This window comes from Streptomyces chiangmaiensis (assembly GCF_036281785.1).
Classification (GTDB): domain Bacteria; phylum Actinomycetota; class Actinomycetes; order Streptomycetales; family Streptomycetaceae; genus Streptomyces; species Streptomyces chiangmaiensis.
Genome location: NZ_JAYWVC010000014.1, coordinates 72,565 through 86,978, shown reverse-complemented (window position 1 = coordinate 86,978; position 14,414 = coordinate 72,565). Strand labels below are relative to the sequence as shown.

Below are 14,414 nucleotides of genomic sequence, written 5' to 3'. Positions count from 1 at the left end.
GTGTCCGCCCCTCTCGACGACCGGGACGAACCCGCCGCTGTCCACCCGGCCCAGCGAGTCCGGTGAGGACGTTGGGATCGGGGTGTCGAGATACGGTCGGTCTGTTCGTCATCCTCTTCGACCGACCGTGATCCGGGTGAGTGGAGGACAAGTGCAGTACATGCTGTTGATCTACGATTGCGAGCGGCCCGAGCCGGACGATCCGGGTTTCGCCGAGGCCCTGGCCAGGGTGAACGCGTTCGCCGACGAGTGCCGCCGGCGCGGCGTGTTCGTCTCCGGTCATCCCCTGCAGGCCGAGCACACCGCCACCACCGTCAGCGTGCGGGACGGCCGGACGTTGATCACCGACGGTCCGTACGCCGAAACCCACGAGCACCTCGGCGGCGCCTACGTCCTCGACTGCCGCAACCTGGACGAGGCCCTGGAGCTGGCCGCGTTGTGCCCGATGGCCGAGCAGGGCGGGATCGAGGTCCGGCCGATCGTCGGTGTGCCGGGCCAGGAGCACCGTCCTGCGAACCTGGCGGCCACCGGCGAATGAATGCAGCGGCGATCCTGCAGCCGGTCTACCAGGAGCACCGGGCGCGGATGCTCGCCGCTCTGATCCGCGTCCTCGGCGACTTCGAACTCGCCGAGGACGCACTGCAGGACGCGTGCGCGCTCGCGCTGGGCACATGGCGCGAGTCGGCGCCGGACGACCCCGTGGCGTGGCTGCTGACCGCGGCTCGCAACAAGGCGATCGACCGGCTGCGGCGGGACCGGCTCGGCCGGGAGAAGCTCGCCCAACTCGGCGCAGCGCCCGAGGCGGTGACGACGATGACGAACTTCGGCGAGGACAGCCTGCTCAGCATGGGTGACGAGAGGCTCAGCCTGATCTTCACCTGCTGTCACCCCGCCCTGGCCGAGGACGTGCGGGTCGCCCTGACCCTGCAGGCCGTAGCCGGGCTGACCGCCGGGCAGATCGCCCGAACGTTCCTGGTCAGCGAATCGACCCTGGCCCAGCGCCTGGTGCGCGCGAAACGGAAGATCCGGGACGCCGGCATCAGCCTGGAAGTGCCCGCCGACCCACTGCTGCCCGAGCGGCTCTCCGGAGTTCTCGCGGTGATCTATCTGATCTTCACCCAGGGCTACACGGCCGCCCCTGATCGGCCCGAGCACCGCACGCTGTCCCAGGAGGCGATCAGGCTCGCTAAGCTCGTTGCCACCCTCATGCCCAAAGAGCCCGAAACGCTCGGCCTGGTCGCCTTGTTGCTGCTGCACGACTCGCGCAGCACCGCCCGCTACAGCGCCTCCGGTGATGTGGTGCTGCTGGCCGACCAGGACCGGTCCCGCTGGGATCACACGGAGATCGTCGAAGCCGTCGGCCTACTGGACCGGGCGCTGCGCCTAGGCAGACCGGGCCCGTACCAGGTGCAGGCCGGGATCGCCGCGCTGCACGCCCAGGCCGGCTCCGCCGATCAGACGGACTGGCCGCGCATCGCCGCCCTCTACACCCAACTGCTCACGCTGACCCCTTCACCGGTGGTGGCGCTCAACCACGCCACCGCCGTGGCCATGGCCACCACCCCGGACGAGGGACTGGCGCTGATCGACCGGATCGACGGGCTCGATCGCTACCACCTGCTGCACGCCGCCCGCGCGGATCTGCTGCGCCGCCTCGGCCGCACACCGGAGGCGGCATCGGCGTACCGGCGTGCCCACGAACTGGCCACCACTCCCGCCGACCGGCGATTCCTCGCCGGCCGGCTACACGACCTCGACGTCCCGGAGTCCTGATGAGACTGTCCATTCTCGACCATGGCCACCGCCGCCGCGCCAAGCTGTTCCTGGCACTCACCTCCGCGATGTCCCGTGTGGACAGCCCGGACATCGTGAAGATGCTGCTGTACCGGCCTGGCTTTCTCGCCCGTCCACTGCTGGAGCTCACCGCCGACGCGATGCGCGGACCGTCGTACTGGACCGCGGGTGAGCGCGAATACCTCGCGATGTGCACCGCGCGGCTACACCAGTGCCCGTTCTGCATCGACACGCACGCCGAGCTCACCCGCATCGCCGGCCACGGCGAAATCGACCCGGACGATCCCGCATCGGCCCGGCCGCAACTGCGCGCCGTCCGGCAGTTCCTCGATCTGACCAGCCGGACGCCGGACCGCATCAACGCCGGCGAGACCACCGCCGGGGTCCCCGACCTGCCCGAGCACGCGTTGCAGGAAGCGCTGCACGTCAACCTGGTGTGGAACATCGTCAACCGCCTGGCCAACGCGTTCGGCTTCACTCTCCGCGAGGGCCAGTTGCACAGCGGTACCCGAGCGCTGCACCGGTTCGGCTACCGCTTCCCGTCCTTCCTGCTCGCCGACGGACCCGCGCCCGATCACGGTGACGTCGTGGCCAACCTGCGCCACGCGGTGCTGGACACGCCCGCCACCACCGACCCGGCGCTGCGCGCCGCCGCCGTGGCCGCGGCCGCGGCCGGTGAGGCGCTTCCCGCACCGTGGCAGTCCTACGCCACGACCGTCCGCGACGCCTCGTTCCGGATCACCGACACCGACATGGACCGGCTCACCGCCGCCGGTCACTCCGAAGACCAGATCTTCGAAGTCACCGTCGCCGCTGCGGTCGGCGCGGCGCTGCACAGCTTCGACGCCGGCCGGAACGCACTGGCGCAAAAGACCACGGGCTGAAGCGAGGGGCCCCTCGAGAGCGGACGAGCCGCTGCCCGTCTTGACCAGCGCGTCGATCCCGGGCGACGAGGTCCGCGCCGCCGCAATCACCGTTGCCGTGCACTCACACCTTGCCATTTTTGACGCAGCCGTCAAAGTTTGCAACACTGTCAAACATGACGAGGCTGTCAAAGACGGCAGCCCACGCTTCGGAGGCAAGGCCCCCCGCCCCCACACAATCGATGCGCGGGGCAGCGCAGCAAAGGAGCAAACCCATGACCGGCAGGCGAGTACTCATCACGGGCGCGTCCAAAGGCATCGGCCGCGCCCTCGCCGAGCAGCTGGCAGGAGAAGGTCATACCCCCGTGGGCATCGCCCGCAGCGCACCGCAGTTCTTTCCCGGCGAGTTCTACGAAGCCGACCTTGCCGACCGTGCGGCCACCGATCAGGTCCTGGGCGACGTGATGGGCGCGGGACCGGTCGACGCCGTGGTCAACAATGTGGGGATGGTGCGACCCGCGCCCATCGGAAAGGTCGCTCTGTCCGACCTCGACGCGGTTCTCGACATGAACGTGCGCACCGCGGTCCAGATCGTCCAGGCCGTCTTGCCCGGCATGCTCGAACGGTCCTGGGGCCGCGTGGTGAACGTCACCAGCCTGGTCACCCTGGGGTTGCCCGATCGAACGTCCTACGGTGCGGCCAAGGCCGCCAATGAGTTCTTGACGCGAGGCTGGGCCGGAGAGCTTGCTGCACACGGGATCACCGTCAACGCCGTCGCCCCGGGCCCCACCGAGACCGAGCTGTTCCGGGAGACCAACCCGCCTGGGTCGGCCTCAGCCGCCCGCTACCTGGCAAGTGTTCCCATGGGAAGGTTCGGGCGCCCGGACGAGCTCGCAGCCGCCATCGCCTTCCTGCTCTCCGAGAAGGCGGGTTTCATCACCGGCCAGATCCTGCGCGTCGACGGCGGTGCGAGCATCGGCCGGAACAGCGCCTGAGAACGGCCGACACGATGGGGTGGACCGGCGCTGCAGGCCGTGGCCGTATGGCGAGTTGAGCGTTTCCGCGACGTGCGGGGCATCACCATGGATCATGTCGCATGAGCTGTGGGCGCGGATCGAACCGCTGCTGCTGAACATGCGAGCTCACCAGTCCCGAGGCCGCACCCCGAGCTGGCCGAGGAAGCCGATGCCGACCGACGGCTGACCGCCCCACGACGGCGACCTGAGCGTTTTCGATCCTCCGGGCGGTGCCGGTCTACTGGCGCTGGACCCCGACGGTGTGCGTGCCCTTCTTCGCATCCCCTGTCTCGTCGACCACCAGCACCGCGTCCTCGTCGTGCAGATGCTCCAGCACGTACGCGCGCACGTCATAGCGCACCCGTCGGCATCCCACTTGGCGCGGCCGAGCAGGTGCTGCATGCCGTCCGGAGTGGCCTCCCCGGCCCACTCCGCGATGCTCCAGCAGTTCTTGCGCGGCAGGTCCGACAGCAGCCCCAGCACCAAGTCCCTCACCCGGCGCCGGGTTTCAAACCTCGCGAACCGGCCTGCTATCCGGGACATCAGGACCTCGAACGCCTCCTGCCAGCGGGCAGGATCTACGCTGTGACCTGCGGCCACCGCATGATCCTCAGTCTTCACACACCGATGATCAGCGGTGGCCGTCCCCGTCCCTCAGCCGGTCCCCCGGCAAGATCGCACTGTCCGGCTGGAGCACCAGGTCGCGCTGATACCAGGTGCCTGGCTTACCGCCGAGGTGGGCCGGGTCTGCCGGGCCGACAGGGACGAACCCGGCTTTGGTCAACACCTTCTGGGACGCGGCATTCTGGCGGGCGGTGGCCGCCCGCAGTGTGCGCAGCCTGTGCTGGGCCGCTGCCAGTCGGCACAGCTCCCGGACGGTTGCGGTCGCCACGCCACGGCCGGCAACATGCTGCGCGACCCGGTAGCCGAGTTCCGCAGTGTGGTCTTCGATGTCGATCAGGTTGAACCTGCCGAGTATCGAGCCGTCCTCGGCAACGAGCACGTGGAAGGCGCAGATGCCGGCCTCCTGCTCAGCCAGCAAGGCGTGGTACCGGTCCGTGAACTGGTCGAAGAAGTCGTCGCCGCGGTCGGGGACCGAGGCAGCGAAGTAGGCGCGGTTCGCCAGCTCGAAGGCCAGGACCGCCGGGGCATGGCCGGCATGCAGCCGCTTCAGCTCGGGCATTGCCCGACCTTACCCAGATACCGTGCCGTGGCCACCTGAGTTTCCTCACCAGCGGCAGACAGCCCCAAGCCCAAGGAACATAACGATCTACGACTGGAGTACCAGGAGACTTCCGGGTGGAGTCCGTATTCGGCCAGCCACCCGAGCAGCTCGCGGCGGGATGCCTGGACAAGGCGTCCTCCTGTGAAGCGGGTGTCGTCGGTGACCTCTGCGACGCACTCGGCAGGGGGAACGAAGGACTGTGCCTCCTCGTCGGTGGTGAACTCGGCCTCTGCAAGTACCAAGCCCTGCAAGTGACCGTCGAAGACGTCAACACCCAAGGGCGGAACGCTGAAACGGGTCTTCGCCAGCAGGGTGGCGGGCAGTGAGGCGAGCACGTCGTACTCGGCTGAGGACAAGTACGTATTCGTGATCATGCCTTGGATGGCGCCAGGCTGAGAGATCGGGACTTTCTGGGTGAGTTTGAGCTCACGGCGGCCATCCGAGAAGCGGGCACGGCGCAGCCTCAAGCGCGTTCCCGTCACATACCGGTCATTGATCACCCGAGTGACGGTCACCGTCGACTGGGTTGGCGGCTCGGCCAGCAGAAACCGCCTCTCCCGCTCGACACGAGCGTACTTGCCCGGATGAACCGACTGGCCTTCAACGCCACCTTCCTTGTTCATCATGGGGACAGCCTCTCAGCCGCGCGGACGCGGAAAGCCGAGATCGCCCGCGGTTCGTCGTCGTGAGCGGATGACGTCGACTTGCTTGGTCCGCAGAAACGTCAAGGTCAGGCCGATGCCAACCCGCGTAGCGAGGTGCAGTCAACAAGTCAGCGAGCGTACGGACCGACCTGTTCCGGAGAGCAGCCCAGCAGGAGGCGGCTCCGGGAGCAAGCGCGACAGCCTTACAGAGAGCTCCAGCAGTAAAGCTGCTCGTCGGCTTCGCGCGCCCGCCTGGCGAGCTGGACCAGCTCCTCGGCCAGCGGTGTCATGTCTTCGACGCACGCTGGGCGCAGCTCCTCGGCTTGCACCCACCTCCCGACAACCGACGCCAGCTCCCCATCGTGTACTCCTGCCAGAGTGTCCCGTACAACGGTACCGAGCTCGGAGACCCATGGCCCCGTCACCCAGGGGTCGTTCTCGTCCGCAGGACCGTCCGGGCCAGGAGACTGTGTGGTCGGCCAGATGGTCGTCTCATTCACAAGATCCACGTCCCACGGAACCTTCTTGATGGCAGCGATCAGCATCCCCAGAGTGACGACCGGATCTACACGCTTGGCCTCGATGCCGTCGAAGACAGGATGCTGGACGTCGACAAGAGTCCCGCCACCCGTGCGTTCCAGCGCCTGCACCACCGATGCGGCATCTCCCGCCCGGAAGTAGTCGGTCAGTACGCCCATCGATTCCCTCCCAGCACGCCGGTTCGTCGGCAGGCAGTAGATCAGACACCACCGACACCCACGGCACAGCCGGCAGGACTCCTCACTCGCGTGGCAGGTCCACGAACTGCCCGACGCGCCGGGAGCTCACGGATGCAGCGCGATCGTGATCGCGTGTTCTTGGTCGGCCGACACCGCGGTCTCGTCATTCTGGGCCTGCTCTATGACGAGTTCGCCCGACTGCACTTCGTGGGCAAGCCTCGGTCGAGCTGATGGGCGTGCGTGCCGACGGCACCATGGAGCGTCAAGCGCGTCGAGACCGCCCCAGGAATGCTGGCAGCCCGTCCACGCATCCCGCCTCGTCGCCCTCGCCGACGGTTAGGGTTCGGCGACGTGTGTGAGTGGGGAGTGGCAGTCATGGCTGAGGATCCGATCGCCCTGATCCGCCTGGAGGGGGATGGCAACAGCGTCATTCTCCGGATCGTGGGGAAGGAGCAGCGCAAGCCTCCCAACGAGGCCGATACCCTGGTCGGCGAGTTCGTGGTCGATACGCCCTTCGTCCAGGGCACTCTCAAGACCTGGATCTTCCCCGAGGACCTGCGGCAATGGCAGCGGGCCCTGGACTCGCTCGACGCGGGACAGGACATCGCCTGGTGCGAGGGGAAGCGCATCCCATGGCTGTTCATTGAACTCGACGAGGACGATGACCGGTGCCAGGTCACGCTCAATGATCACTCGATGTCCCTGACCACGGTGACGGTCACCGTCCCACTGGCGGATACCTGGTTCGACGACGCATACCGACGCCTGGACCTGGTCTGGAAAACCTGGCCCCTGGCCGCAGACTGAACCTTCGCCGAGACGAACGAGATCGCTACCGCCGGTCAAGCCACCGTCTTGTCGTGCTGACGGCTGACCATCTCGTTGATCCAGATGGGCGCGAACGGAGATGTGCAGCCCGGGGAAGTCGGGTAGTCCTTGAGCACCTCCAGGCGCTCACCGATGTCGATTGCACGGGCACGGTGCTCGGCGTGCTCGATCCCGATCTGAGCCAGGCAGTGGTTCATCGCCCACTGCAGGCGATCCGGGGCGTCCTTCATCTCCGCCTCGATGACGTCGAGCAGCCCGGCCAGGTCGAGACCCTCGGGCTTTTTCGTCACGCGTTCGGTGGTCAGTGCCCAGCCGGCACTCGCGACCACTGGATCCGGGTCGGCGGACCAGGTCAGGCGCAGCTCTTCGGCGTGCGGGCTCTTCTTCACCACGTAGTTCACGAGCCAGTCGTGCACCTTGGGAGTGCGCGCCTCGCGCAACATGACATCCAGCTCGTCACGCTCGAACGCCTTCGGGCGGGAGATCAGGATCGCCAGCAGTCTCGCCGCGGTGTCATCCGTCTCCCAGAGCCGGCACGCGAGTTCCTGCTGCGTTTTCAGCCGCTTCGCGAGCGCGCGCAGCTTGCTGAGGTTCACACCGTGATCGTCACCGTGTCTCTTGTTCACCTCGCGCGTCTTCGGGTCCTCGAGCTCGGCCAGCTCGGCCATCACCTCGGCCGGAGTCGTCTGGGCCACCTCAGCCTCCTGTCCGTAACGTGCGGGATTCAGCCTACGACGGAAGTCCGGCCTCCTGTCGGATACGCCGGTTCGTCGGCAGGCACCGACACGAAATGTCGCGTCATCACAAAATTGCAGCCGTTGAGCGCAGACCGCCCCACGTGTCCCAGACCGGCGGTGAAAGAAATTCCCATGCTGGACCAGGGTGCAGAACTACTGACTTGTCCGGCGCGACCATGCGCCACGCGCCGTGCCGCCGGGCGGGCAGCGAGTGCCAGGGCGCGCAACACGGAAAGGTTCAGGGGGAGATGAGCTGCTGGCCGCCGTCGATGTCGTATGTCGCGCCGGTGAGTGCGTCGTTGCACATGATGTGCACGGCCAGTGCGGCGACGTCGGCCGGGCCGACGACCCGTCGGATGGGCAGCGTGGCGCGCAGTTCCTGACGCCGAGCCTCGAGCCGATCGCCCAGGAGCGAGGCCGACAGAGGTGTGTCGACGAATCCGGCAGCGATGAGGTTCACCCGGATCGGCGCCAGTTCGAGCGCCAGGTTGGCGATGAGAGCGGGCGAGGCCGCGGTGAGGGCGCGCCGGCGATGGGAGGATCGCCAGGCCATCGCGCCGTTTCGAGGAGGGATCCGAGGTGCCGTCCGCCGAGCTGAAGCACACGTTCCAGATCGCTGCGCCGCCTGAGGAGGTCTTCGCGCACCTGGCCGAGCCGTCGCACTACGTGGGTCTGTCGCCGCTCCTTGTCGCCGTCCACGATGTGCGCCGCAACGGCGGGACGGTGCACTACACGGCCGTGGAGCGCTTCCGGTTCCTGGGCGTTCTGCGGCACGACAACATCATCGACGTCACGCTCGTCCCCGCCCCGGACGGCCTTCCGCACTCCGCCGAGATCTCCGGCGAGGTCCGCAGCCCAGGCCGGGTCCGCATGAGCTACCGCTTCGGCATCGACCGTCACGAGGCCGGCAGCGTCGTCACCGACACCCTGCATCTGCGGACGCCTCCGGGCCTGCTGCGCTTCGCCGCCTCCCAGGCGGGAGCGGTCCAGCAGGCCCGGGCCCGTGTTCTTGCGGAACGCCTCGCGCGACCTGCCTGACGGCCTCCCGGGGGCCCGCCGCCGGCATGCTCCCTTGCAGGACCGGGCGGGAACGCGTGGCACGTTCGGTCCCTCTGGGTTCCTGTGCGGCGGATGGGCGTTGGCGCCGCGGGTCCCGTCAACTCGGCCCTTTCGGCGAGGGGGTCGGGCCTGTCAGACTCCGGAGCGTGCCCGACTTCGACATGCTCGTCATCGGATCCGGCCCGGGTGGCCAGAAGGCCGCCATAGCCGCGGCCAAGCTCGGCCGCCGGGTCGCCGTGGTCGACCGCCCTGACATGGTCGGCGGAGTCTCCATCCACACCGGGACCATTCCGTCCAAGACCCTGCGGGAGGCCGTCCTCTACCTCACCGGTCTCACCCAGCGGGATCTGTACGGACAGAGCTACCGCCTCAAGGAGGACATCACCGTCGCCGACCTGACCGCGCGCACCCGCCATGTGGTGAGCCGCGAGGTCGACGTCATCCGCAACCAGCTCGCCCGCAACCACGTGTCGCTGTTCGCCGGCACCGGCCGGTTCGCGGATCCGCACACCGTCGCCGTCCGCGAAGTGAACGGCAGCGAAAAGCTGTTGAGTGCCGAGCACATCATCATCGCCACCGGAACCCGGCCCGCCCGGCCGGCGAGCGTCGAGTTCGACGGTCAGTCGATCATGGACTCCGACAACGTTCTCGACCTGGAACGGGTGCCCCGCTCGATGGTCATCGTCGGGGCAGGTGTGATCGGCATGGAGTATGCCTCCATGTTCGCCGCCCTGGGCAGCAAGGTCACCGTGGTCGAGAAGCGGCCGGGAATGCTCGACTTCTGCGACGTCGAGGTGATCGAGTCGCTGAAGTACCACCTGCGGGACCTGGCGGTCACCTTCCGCTTCGGTGAGACCGTCGCGGCCGTCGAGCGGCACCCCAAGGGCACCCTGACCATTCTGGAGAGCGGCAAGAAGATACCCGCCGACGCCGTGATGTACTCGGCCGGACGGCAGGGGCTGACGGACGAGATCGGTCTGGACAAGGCGGGTCTCACCGCCGACGCCCGGGGCCGCATCAAGGTCGACGAGCACTATCGCACCGAGGTGCCGCACATTTATGCCGTCGGCGATGTGATCGGCTTCCCGGCGCTGGCCGCGACCTCCATGGAGCAGGGCCGCATGGCGGCGTACCACGCCTGTGGAGAGCCGGTGCACGGGATGTTCGACCTCCAGCCGATCGGCATCTACACCATTCCCGAGATCAGCTTCATCGGCCGGACCGAGGACCAGTTGACCGAGGACTGTGTGCCCTTCGAGGTCGGTATCTCCCGCTACCGCGAGCTGGCCCGCGGGCAGATCATCGGCGACTCGCACGGCATGCTGAAGCTTCTGGTCTCCCCGGAGGACCGGACCCTGCTCGGTGTCCACTGCTTCGGCACCGGGGCCACCGAACTGATTCACATCGGCCAGTCGGTGATGGGCTGCGGCGGTACGGTCGACTACCTCGTCGACGCCGTCTTCAACTATCCGACGCTCGCGGAGTCGTACAAGGTCGCCGCGCTGGACGCGACCAACAAGATCCGGCAGATCGAACGGCTGAGGGACTGAGCGATTGATCATGACGGTTCTGTGTGCCTGATCACGGCGCGTCGTGGTCAGGCACGCAGGATCGCAGGACGGGGGTTGCGACACGCCGAGCGGCCGGCGTCTTCACGCTCCCGAGGGCCGTCGCGTGGACAGCGCGCCCTCGGGTCGTCGAGACTCGGCGGATGGCGAAGTACTTCGACGTTCACCCCGACAATCCCCAGCCACGCACGATCGGTCAGGTCGCCGACAGCATTCGCGACGGAGCGCTCGTGGTCTACCCGACGGACTCCTGCTTCGCGCTGGGTTGCCGCCTGGGCAGTCGTGACGGCATCGACCGCATCCGGTCCATCCGCCATCTCGACGACCGGCATCACTTCACGCTCGTGTGCCGGGACTTTGCGCAGCTGGGCCAGTTCGTGCACGTCGACAAGGACGTGTTCCGAGCGATCAAGGCGTCGACACCGGGGAGTTACACGTTCATTCTCCCCGCTACGCGCGAGGTGCCGCGCAAGCTGCTCCACCCGAAGAAGAAGACGGTCGGTGTCCGCATCCCCGATCATGTGGTGGCGCAGGCGCTGCTGGCCGAACTCGGCGAACCGCTCCTGTCCAGCACGCTGCTCCTGCCGGGCGAGGAGGAGCCGATGACGCAGGGCTGGGAGATCAAGGAGCGGCTCGACCACGTCGTGGACGCCGTGGTCGACTCGGGCGACTGCGGGACCGAGCCGACCACCGTCGTCGACTTCTCCAGCGGCGAGCCCGAGATCGTGCGAAAGGGCGCGGGCGACACGTCCCGGTTCGAGTAGGGCGCGGACCGGGTTCATCCGGTCGGGGGCCCCGAGCGGTCCGTCCTCGTCGACGGGCTCCTCGTGGCGGTCGGCGTACGAGTGTGTCCCCGGGTGCTGTCCCGAGAGGCTGTCGGCGGATCATGTTGACGCGAAAGCGGTGGTCCTGCTCGCCGGGGTCGGTGAGTTTGCGGAGGCCGGGCGCCCGTCCGGCGCTGTGGCCGGTGCCGTCGAGTGCGGCGGCCGCTTCACGGGCGGGAGGCGGCACGGCCCGTCGCCGGCTGTCGATCGGCCCCGGTGCGCCGTGCGGAGCGCACCGGACGACTGGACCGGCCCCCGTCGACAGGCGCAGGCTGAGACAAGGGGGACGCTCGATGCGGGTCACCCGGTTCGGATGGTCCGCAGGCACGGCTCGCGGCGCGCGTCATCCGGCTCCCCGGCCGTGCCACACCTCTCCGCACGGAAGTGATCACGATGGAAGCCAAGCAGTGGACCGTGCAGATCTACATCACCGAGGAGGGCGACGACACTCATGCGCGTGCCGTGCTCAGCACCCGCGACACGGCGACCGTCACGGGCCGGGGCGTCGCCCGGCGCAATCCGATCGACCGGCCCATCCCGGAGATCGGCGACGAACTCGCCGCAAGCCGCGCGTTGGAGGACCTCGCCATCAGGCTGCATGACGTCGCGTCCGACGACATCGTGGAGCTGGCGGGCCCCGCGGCGCCGTGACGGCGTCGTGAGACACGCCCTCGGTGTGTCTCCCCCCGCGGCGGCCTCGGGCTGTCAGGGCTCCCCGGGGGAACGTCCGGCCTGTGCCCCGTGTGCCTTGGACGGGTGCGGCAGCCAGCACGTCTCCCCCGGCTCGAGGCGCAGTTCCCGGTCGGGCAGCCGGATGTCGAGGGAGGTGCGGTCGGACGACGGCACCGCGATCTCGAGCCTGCCGCGCTCCACCCGCATCCGTACGCCCCAGTGGCTCCGGTAGCGCACGGAGAAGCTGAACGAGGACAGCTCCGGCAGTGGCACGGGGTCGAGCCAGAGCGCTCCGTCACGGGACTCCAGACCGGTCAGTCCCCGCTGGACGAGGTCGAGGGTGCCCGCCATGGCGCCCAGGTGGATGCCTTCCCCGGTGGTGCCGCCCTGCACATCGGCGATGTCCTCCAGCAACGCCTCCTGACAGCACGACCATGCGTCGGCGCGCCGGGAGCGAGCGAGGACCCAGCCGTGCACGAGGCCGCTGAGGGTGGATCCGTGACTGGTGCGGGCCAGGTAGTAGTCGACGGTGCGCCGCCAGATGTCCTCGTCGAGCCGGTGGCCGAGGCGGGCGAACAGTTCCTGGAGTTCGGCGGGTCCGAAGAGGTAGCCCAGCATCAGTACGTCGGCCTGCTTGGACGCCTGGTAGCGGTTGACGCTGTCGCCCTCCGCCTCCAGGATCCGGTCCAGGCGGCGGATGCCGCCGTACCGCTTCCGGTAGCCGCCCCAGTCGAGTTCCGCCAGGTCGCCGTAGCCGTGGAACTGGCTGATGACGTCGCCGTGGAACGGCACGTACAGCGTGCGGGACAGCTCCTCCCACTGGTCCGGTTCGCCGTCGTCGAGACCGGTGCGCTCGACGAGTTCGCGCCGGCGGGGTTCGGGAAGCTCCCGCAACACCTGCAGAGCGCGGTCGAGCACCCACGCGGCGGTGACGTTGGTGTACGTGTTGTCGTCCAGACCGGGAGCGAGCGCACCCGGATAAGCGTCGTGGTACTCGTCGGGTCCGACGACGCCGCGGATACGGTGCCGTCCGAGGCTTTCGTCGTAGGTCGCCGAGTCCGCCCAGAAGCGGGCGATCTCCAGCAGCATCTCGGCACCTTTGGTGTACAGGAACTCGGCGTCGCCGCTCGCCTCGCAGTACTGCCACACGTTGTACGCCACGGCCGAGCCGACGTGCCGCTGCAGCCGGGAATGGTCGGGCAGCCAGCGTCCTGAGCGCGGGTTGAGGTGCACTTCCTGCGACTCCTCACGCCCGTCGCTGCCGCTCTGCCACGGATACAGCGCCCCCCGCTTGCCGATCACGCGCGCCGCGGCACGGGCCCGGTCCAGACGCCGGTGCCGGTAGCACAGCAGAGCGCAGGACACCTCCGGGAAGTGCAGGTTGAGGTACGGGAGCACGAACAGTTCGTCCCAGAAGACGTGCCCGCGGTACGCCTCCCCGTGCAGGCCCCGTGCGGGCACCCCCACGTCCAGTTCCGCGGTGTGCGGCGAGAGGGTCTGCAGGACGTGGAACAGGTGCAGCCGCAGGACGCGGCCGGCCTCCCCCGGGACGTCCAGATCCGCACGGCGCCAGAGCTGGTTCCAGGCGGTGAGATGCGGGTGCAGCAGTTCGTCGAAGCCGGGGGCCGCGCCCACCCGGCCGATCGCGGCGTCCAGTGGGTCGCTGATGGCGGGGTCGCGGGAGGTGTGCAGGGCGACGGTCTTGTCGACGGTGACGGTCCGTCCGGGCGGCAGGTGCAGGCGGACGGACTGGACGGCGCGGCCGGCAGGGTGTCGCGTGGTGACGGGTGCGTCGGCGGTCAGGCGGGCCGCCAGGCAGATCCGGATGTCGGAGGTGCGTGTGCGGCAGCGCAGCCATACCGTGTCCGCGGCCGCGGTGCCGGTGTGCACGTGGACCAGATGGCGGCCGTCCAGGTCCTGGTAGCGCGCAACGCCCGCATTGGTGACGCGGCCGTCGAGCGCGGCCTCGACCTCCAGTTCGACGGCGGGGCCCTCTACAGTGAACTCGGTGCGCAGGGCGGCGAGATGGGCATCGGCCATGTGCACGAGGCGCCACTGGCGTACGGACAGCGTGCCGCGCTCGCCGCATCCGTACCGGGTCCGGCGCTCGAGCACGCCCGAGGACAGGTGCAGCGTCTGCTCGTGGCCGAGCACGGTCCCGGTGTCCGGCGTCAGCCACTGCTTCCCGGCGAGGCGGAAACGCAGCGGAAGCCAGTTCGGGAGATTGACCATGTCCTCGTTCTCGACCCGGCGTCCTGCCACCTCCGAGGCGAGCCGGTTGTAGCAGCCGGCCACATAGGTGCCCGGGTAGTGCACATCGTCCGCGACGCATTCGGGCAGCGCCCCGCGCGTGGCGAAGTAGCCGTTGCCGAGCGTGCACAGGGACTCCCGCAGGCGTTCCTGCCCTGGGTCGTAACCCTCGTACTTCCAGGTCCAGCCGGTCACTGCGGGGCCTCCCACAAGCG

14 protein-coding genes and 2 pseudogenes are annotated in these 14,414 nt (G+C 68.6%); 9 read left to right on the top strand and 7 right to left on the bottom strand.

Annotated features, from left to right (window positions below):
- The first annotated feature begins 160 nt into the window (after nt 1-160).
- The 4 genes from VXC91_RS07305 (at nt 161) to VXC91_RS07290 (ending at nt 3,652) form a co-directional block, all read left to right on the top strand.
- Complete coding sequence (locus VXC91_RS07305) at nt 161-538, top strand: YciI family protein (protein ID WP_329506022.1); 378 nt, start codon at nt 161-163, stop codon at nt 536-538.
- Nucleotides 535-1,773 carry an RNA polymerase sigma factor gene (locus tag VXC91_RS07300; RefSeq protein WP_329506020.1) on the top strand — a complete coding sequence of 413 codons (1,239 nt, stop codon included), beginning with the start codon at nt 535-537 and terminating at the stop codon, nt 1,771-1,773. The genes VXC91_RS07305 and VXC91_RS07300 overlap by 4 nt, the downstream gene beginning before the upstream one ends.
- Entirely contained in the window at nt 1,773-2,678 is a 906-nt protein-coding gene (locus tag VXC91_RS07295) for a carboxymuconolactone decarboxylase family protein (protein ID WP_329506019.1), read from the top strand. Before VXC91_RS07300 ends, VXC91_RS07295 begins: the two co-directional genes overlap by 1 nt.
- Nucleotides 2,679-2,932: 254 nt before the next feature.
- A complete protein-coding gene (locus VXC91_RS07290) occupies nt 2,933-3,652 on the top strand; it encodes an SDR family oxidoreductase (protein WP_329506018.1) in 720 nt (239 codons plus the stop codon).
- Between the two features lie 262 nt (nt 3,653-3,914).
- On the opposite strand, the pseudogene VXC91_RS07285 reads toward VXC91_RS07290, so the two are convergent.
- The 4 genes and pseudogenes from VXC91_RS07285 to VXC91_RS07270 all read right to left on the bottom strand — a co-directional run.
- Nucleotides 3,915-4,216: pseudogene (locus tag VXC91_RS07285) on the bottom strand (transposase); the annotation flags it as partial.
- A gap of 88 nt (nt 4,217-4,304) precedes the next feature.
- Nucleotides 4,305-4,856: a GNAT family N-acetyltransferase gene (locus tag VXC91_RS07280; protein ID WP_329506017.1), complete on the bottom strand. Its 552-nt coding sequence runs from the start codon at nt 4,854-4,856 to the stop codon at nt 4,305-4,307.
- Complete coding sequence (locus VXC91_RS07275) at nt 4,844-5,524, bottom strand: CYTH domain-containing protein (protein WP_329506016.1); 681 nt, start codon at nt 5,522-5,524, stop codon at nt 4,844-4,846. Before VXC91_RS07275 ends, VXC91_RS07280 begins: the two co-directional genes overlap by 13 nt.
- A 221-nt stretch (nt 5,525-5,745) precedes the next feature.
- Nucleotides 5,746-6,240 (bottom strand): hypothetical protein, encoded by a 495-nt coding sequence (locus VXC91_RS07270; RefSeq protein ID WP_329506015.1) that lies wholly within the window; start codon nt 6,238-6,240, stop codon nt 5,746-5,748.
- Nucleotides 6,241-6,636: 396 nt separating this feature from the next.
- Here VXC91_RS07270 and VXC91_RS07265 point away from each other — a divergent pair, with 396 nt between their 5' ends.
- A complete protein-coding gene (locus tag VXC91_RS07265; RefSeq protein ID WP_329506014.1) occupies nt 6,637-7,068 on the top strand; it encodes a DUF5959 family protein in 432 nt (143 codons plus the stop codon).
- Nucleotides 7,069-7,103: 35 nt separating this feature from the next.
- Here the strand turns inward: VXC91_RS07265 and VXC91_RS07260 are convergent, their stop codons facing one another.
- Entirely contained in the window at nt 7,104-7,757 is a 654-nt protein-coding gene (locus VXC91_RS07260) for a DNA alkylation repair protein (RefSeq protein ID WP_329506023.1), read from the bottom strand.
- Nucleotides 7,758-8,064: 307 nt separating this feature from the next.
- Nucleotides 8,065-8,349 (bottom strand): annotated as a pseudogene (locus VXC91_RS07255) (SDR family oxidoreductase); the annotation flags it as partial.
- Nucleotides 8,350-8,405: 56 nt separating this feature from the next.
- Here VXC91_RS07255 and VXC91_RS07250 point away from each other — a divergent pair.
- From VXC91_RS07250 to VXC91_RS07235, 4 genes are all read left to right on the top strand, one after another.
- Complete coding sequence (locus tag VXC91_RS07250; RefSeq protein WP_329506012.1) at nt 8,406-8,864, top strand: SRPBCC family protein; 459 nt, start codon at nt 8,406-8,408, stop codon at nt 8,862-8,864.
- 167 nt (nt 8,865-9,031) lie between these two features.
- The gene (gene sthA, locus VXC91_RS07245) at nt 9,032-10,435 is read left to right on the top strand and encodes a Si-specific NAD(P)(+) transhydrogenase (RefSeq protein ID WP_329506011.1); all 1,404 of its coding nucleotides are present in this window, start codon (nt 9,032-9,034) and stop codon (nt 10,433-10,435) included.
- A gap of 161 nt (nt 10,436-10,596) precedes the next feature.
- On the top strand, nt 10,597-11,217 hold the full coding sequence (locus VXC91_RS07240; protein WP_329506009.1) for an L-threonylcarbamoyladenylate synthase: 621 nt from the start codon (nt 10,597-10,599) through the stop codon (nt 11,215-11,217).
- Between the two features lie 453 nt (nt 11,218-11,670).
- Nucleotides 11,671-11,928, top strand: a complete 258-nt coding sequence (locus tag VXC91_RS07235) for a DUF1876 domain-containing protein (protein ID WP_329506007.1) — start codon at nt 11,671-11,673, stop codon at nt 11,926-11,928.
- 54 nt (nt 11,929-11,982) lie between these two features.
- Here VXC91_RS07235 and VXC91_RS07230 read toward each other — a convergent pair whose 3' ends face one another.
- Nucleotides 11,983-14,394, bottom strand: coding sequence for a glycoside hydrolase family 65 protein (locus tag VXC91_RS07230; protein ID WP_329506006.1), 2,412 nt, complete (start codon nt 14,392-14,394; stop codon nt 11,983-11,985).
- Between the last annotated feature and the right edge of the window lie 20 nt (nt 14,395-14,414).

Bases quoted from the DNA above. Each gene is read 5' to 3' on its own strand.
- VXC91_RS07240 (WP_329506009.1), top strand. From the start codon at position 10,597: ATGGCGAAGTACTTCGACGTTCACCCCGACAATCCCCAGCCACGCACG.
- VXC91_RS07265 (WP_329506014.1), top strand. From the start codon at position 6,637: ATGGCTGAGGATCCGATCGCCCTGATCCGCCTGGAGGGGGATGGCAAC.
- VXC91_RS07290 (WP_329506018.1), top strand. From the start codon at position 2,933: ATGACCGGCAGGCGAGTACTCATCACGGGCGCGTCCAAAGGCATCGGC.
- VXC91_RS07235 (WP_329506007.1), top strand. From the start codon at position 11,671: ATGGAAGCCAAGCAGTGGACCGTGCAGATCTACATCACCGAGGAGGGC.
- VXC91_RS07280 (WP_329506017.1), bottom strand. From the start codon at position 4,856: ATGCCCGAGCTGAAGCGGCTGCATGCCGGCCATGCCCCGGCGGTCCTG.
- VXC91_RS07270 (WP_329506015.1), bottom strand. From the start codon at position 6,240: ATGGGCGTACTGACCGACTACTTCCGGGCGGGAGATGCCGCATCGGTG.
- VXC91_RS07305 (WP_329506022.1), top strand. From the start codon at position 161: ATGCTGTTGATCTACGATTGCGAGCGGCCCGAGCCGGACGATCCGGGT.
- VXC91_RS07260 (WP_329506023.1), bottom strand. From the start codon at position 7,757: ATGGCCGAGCTGGCCGAGCTCGAGGACCCGAAGACGCGCGAGGTGAAC.
- VXC91_RS07295 (WP_329506019.1), top strand. From the start codon at position 1,773: ATGAGACTGTCCATTCTCGACCATGGCCACCGCCGCCGCGCCAAGCTG.
- VXC91_RS07300 (WP_329506020.1), top strand. From the start codon at position 535: ATGAATGCAGCGGCGATCCTGCAGCCGGTCTACCAGGAGCACCGGGCG.
- VXC91_RS07275 (WP_329506016.1), bottom strand. From the start codon at position 5,524: ATGATGAACAAGGAAGGTGGCGTTGAAGGCCAGTCGGTTCATCCGGGC.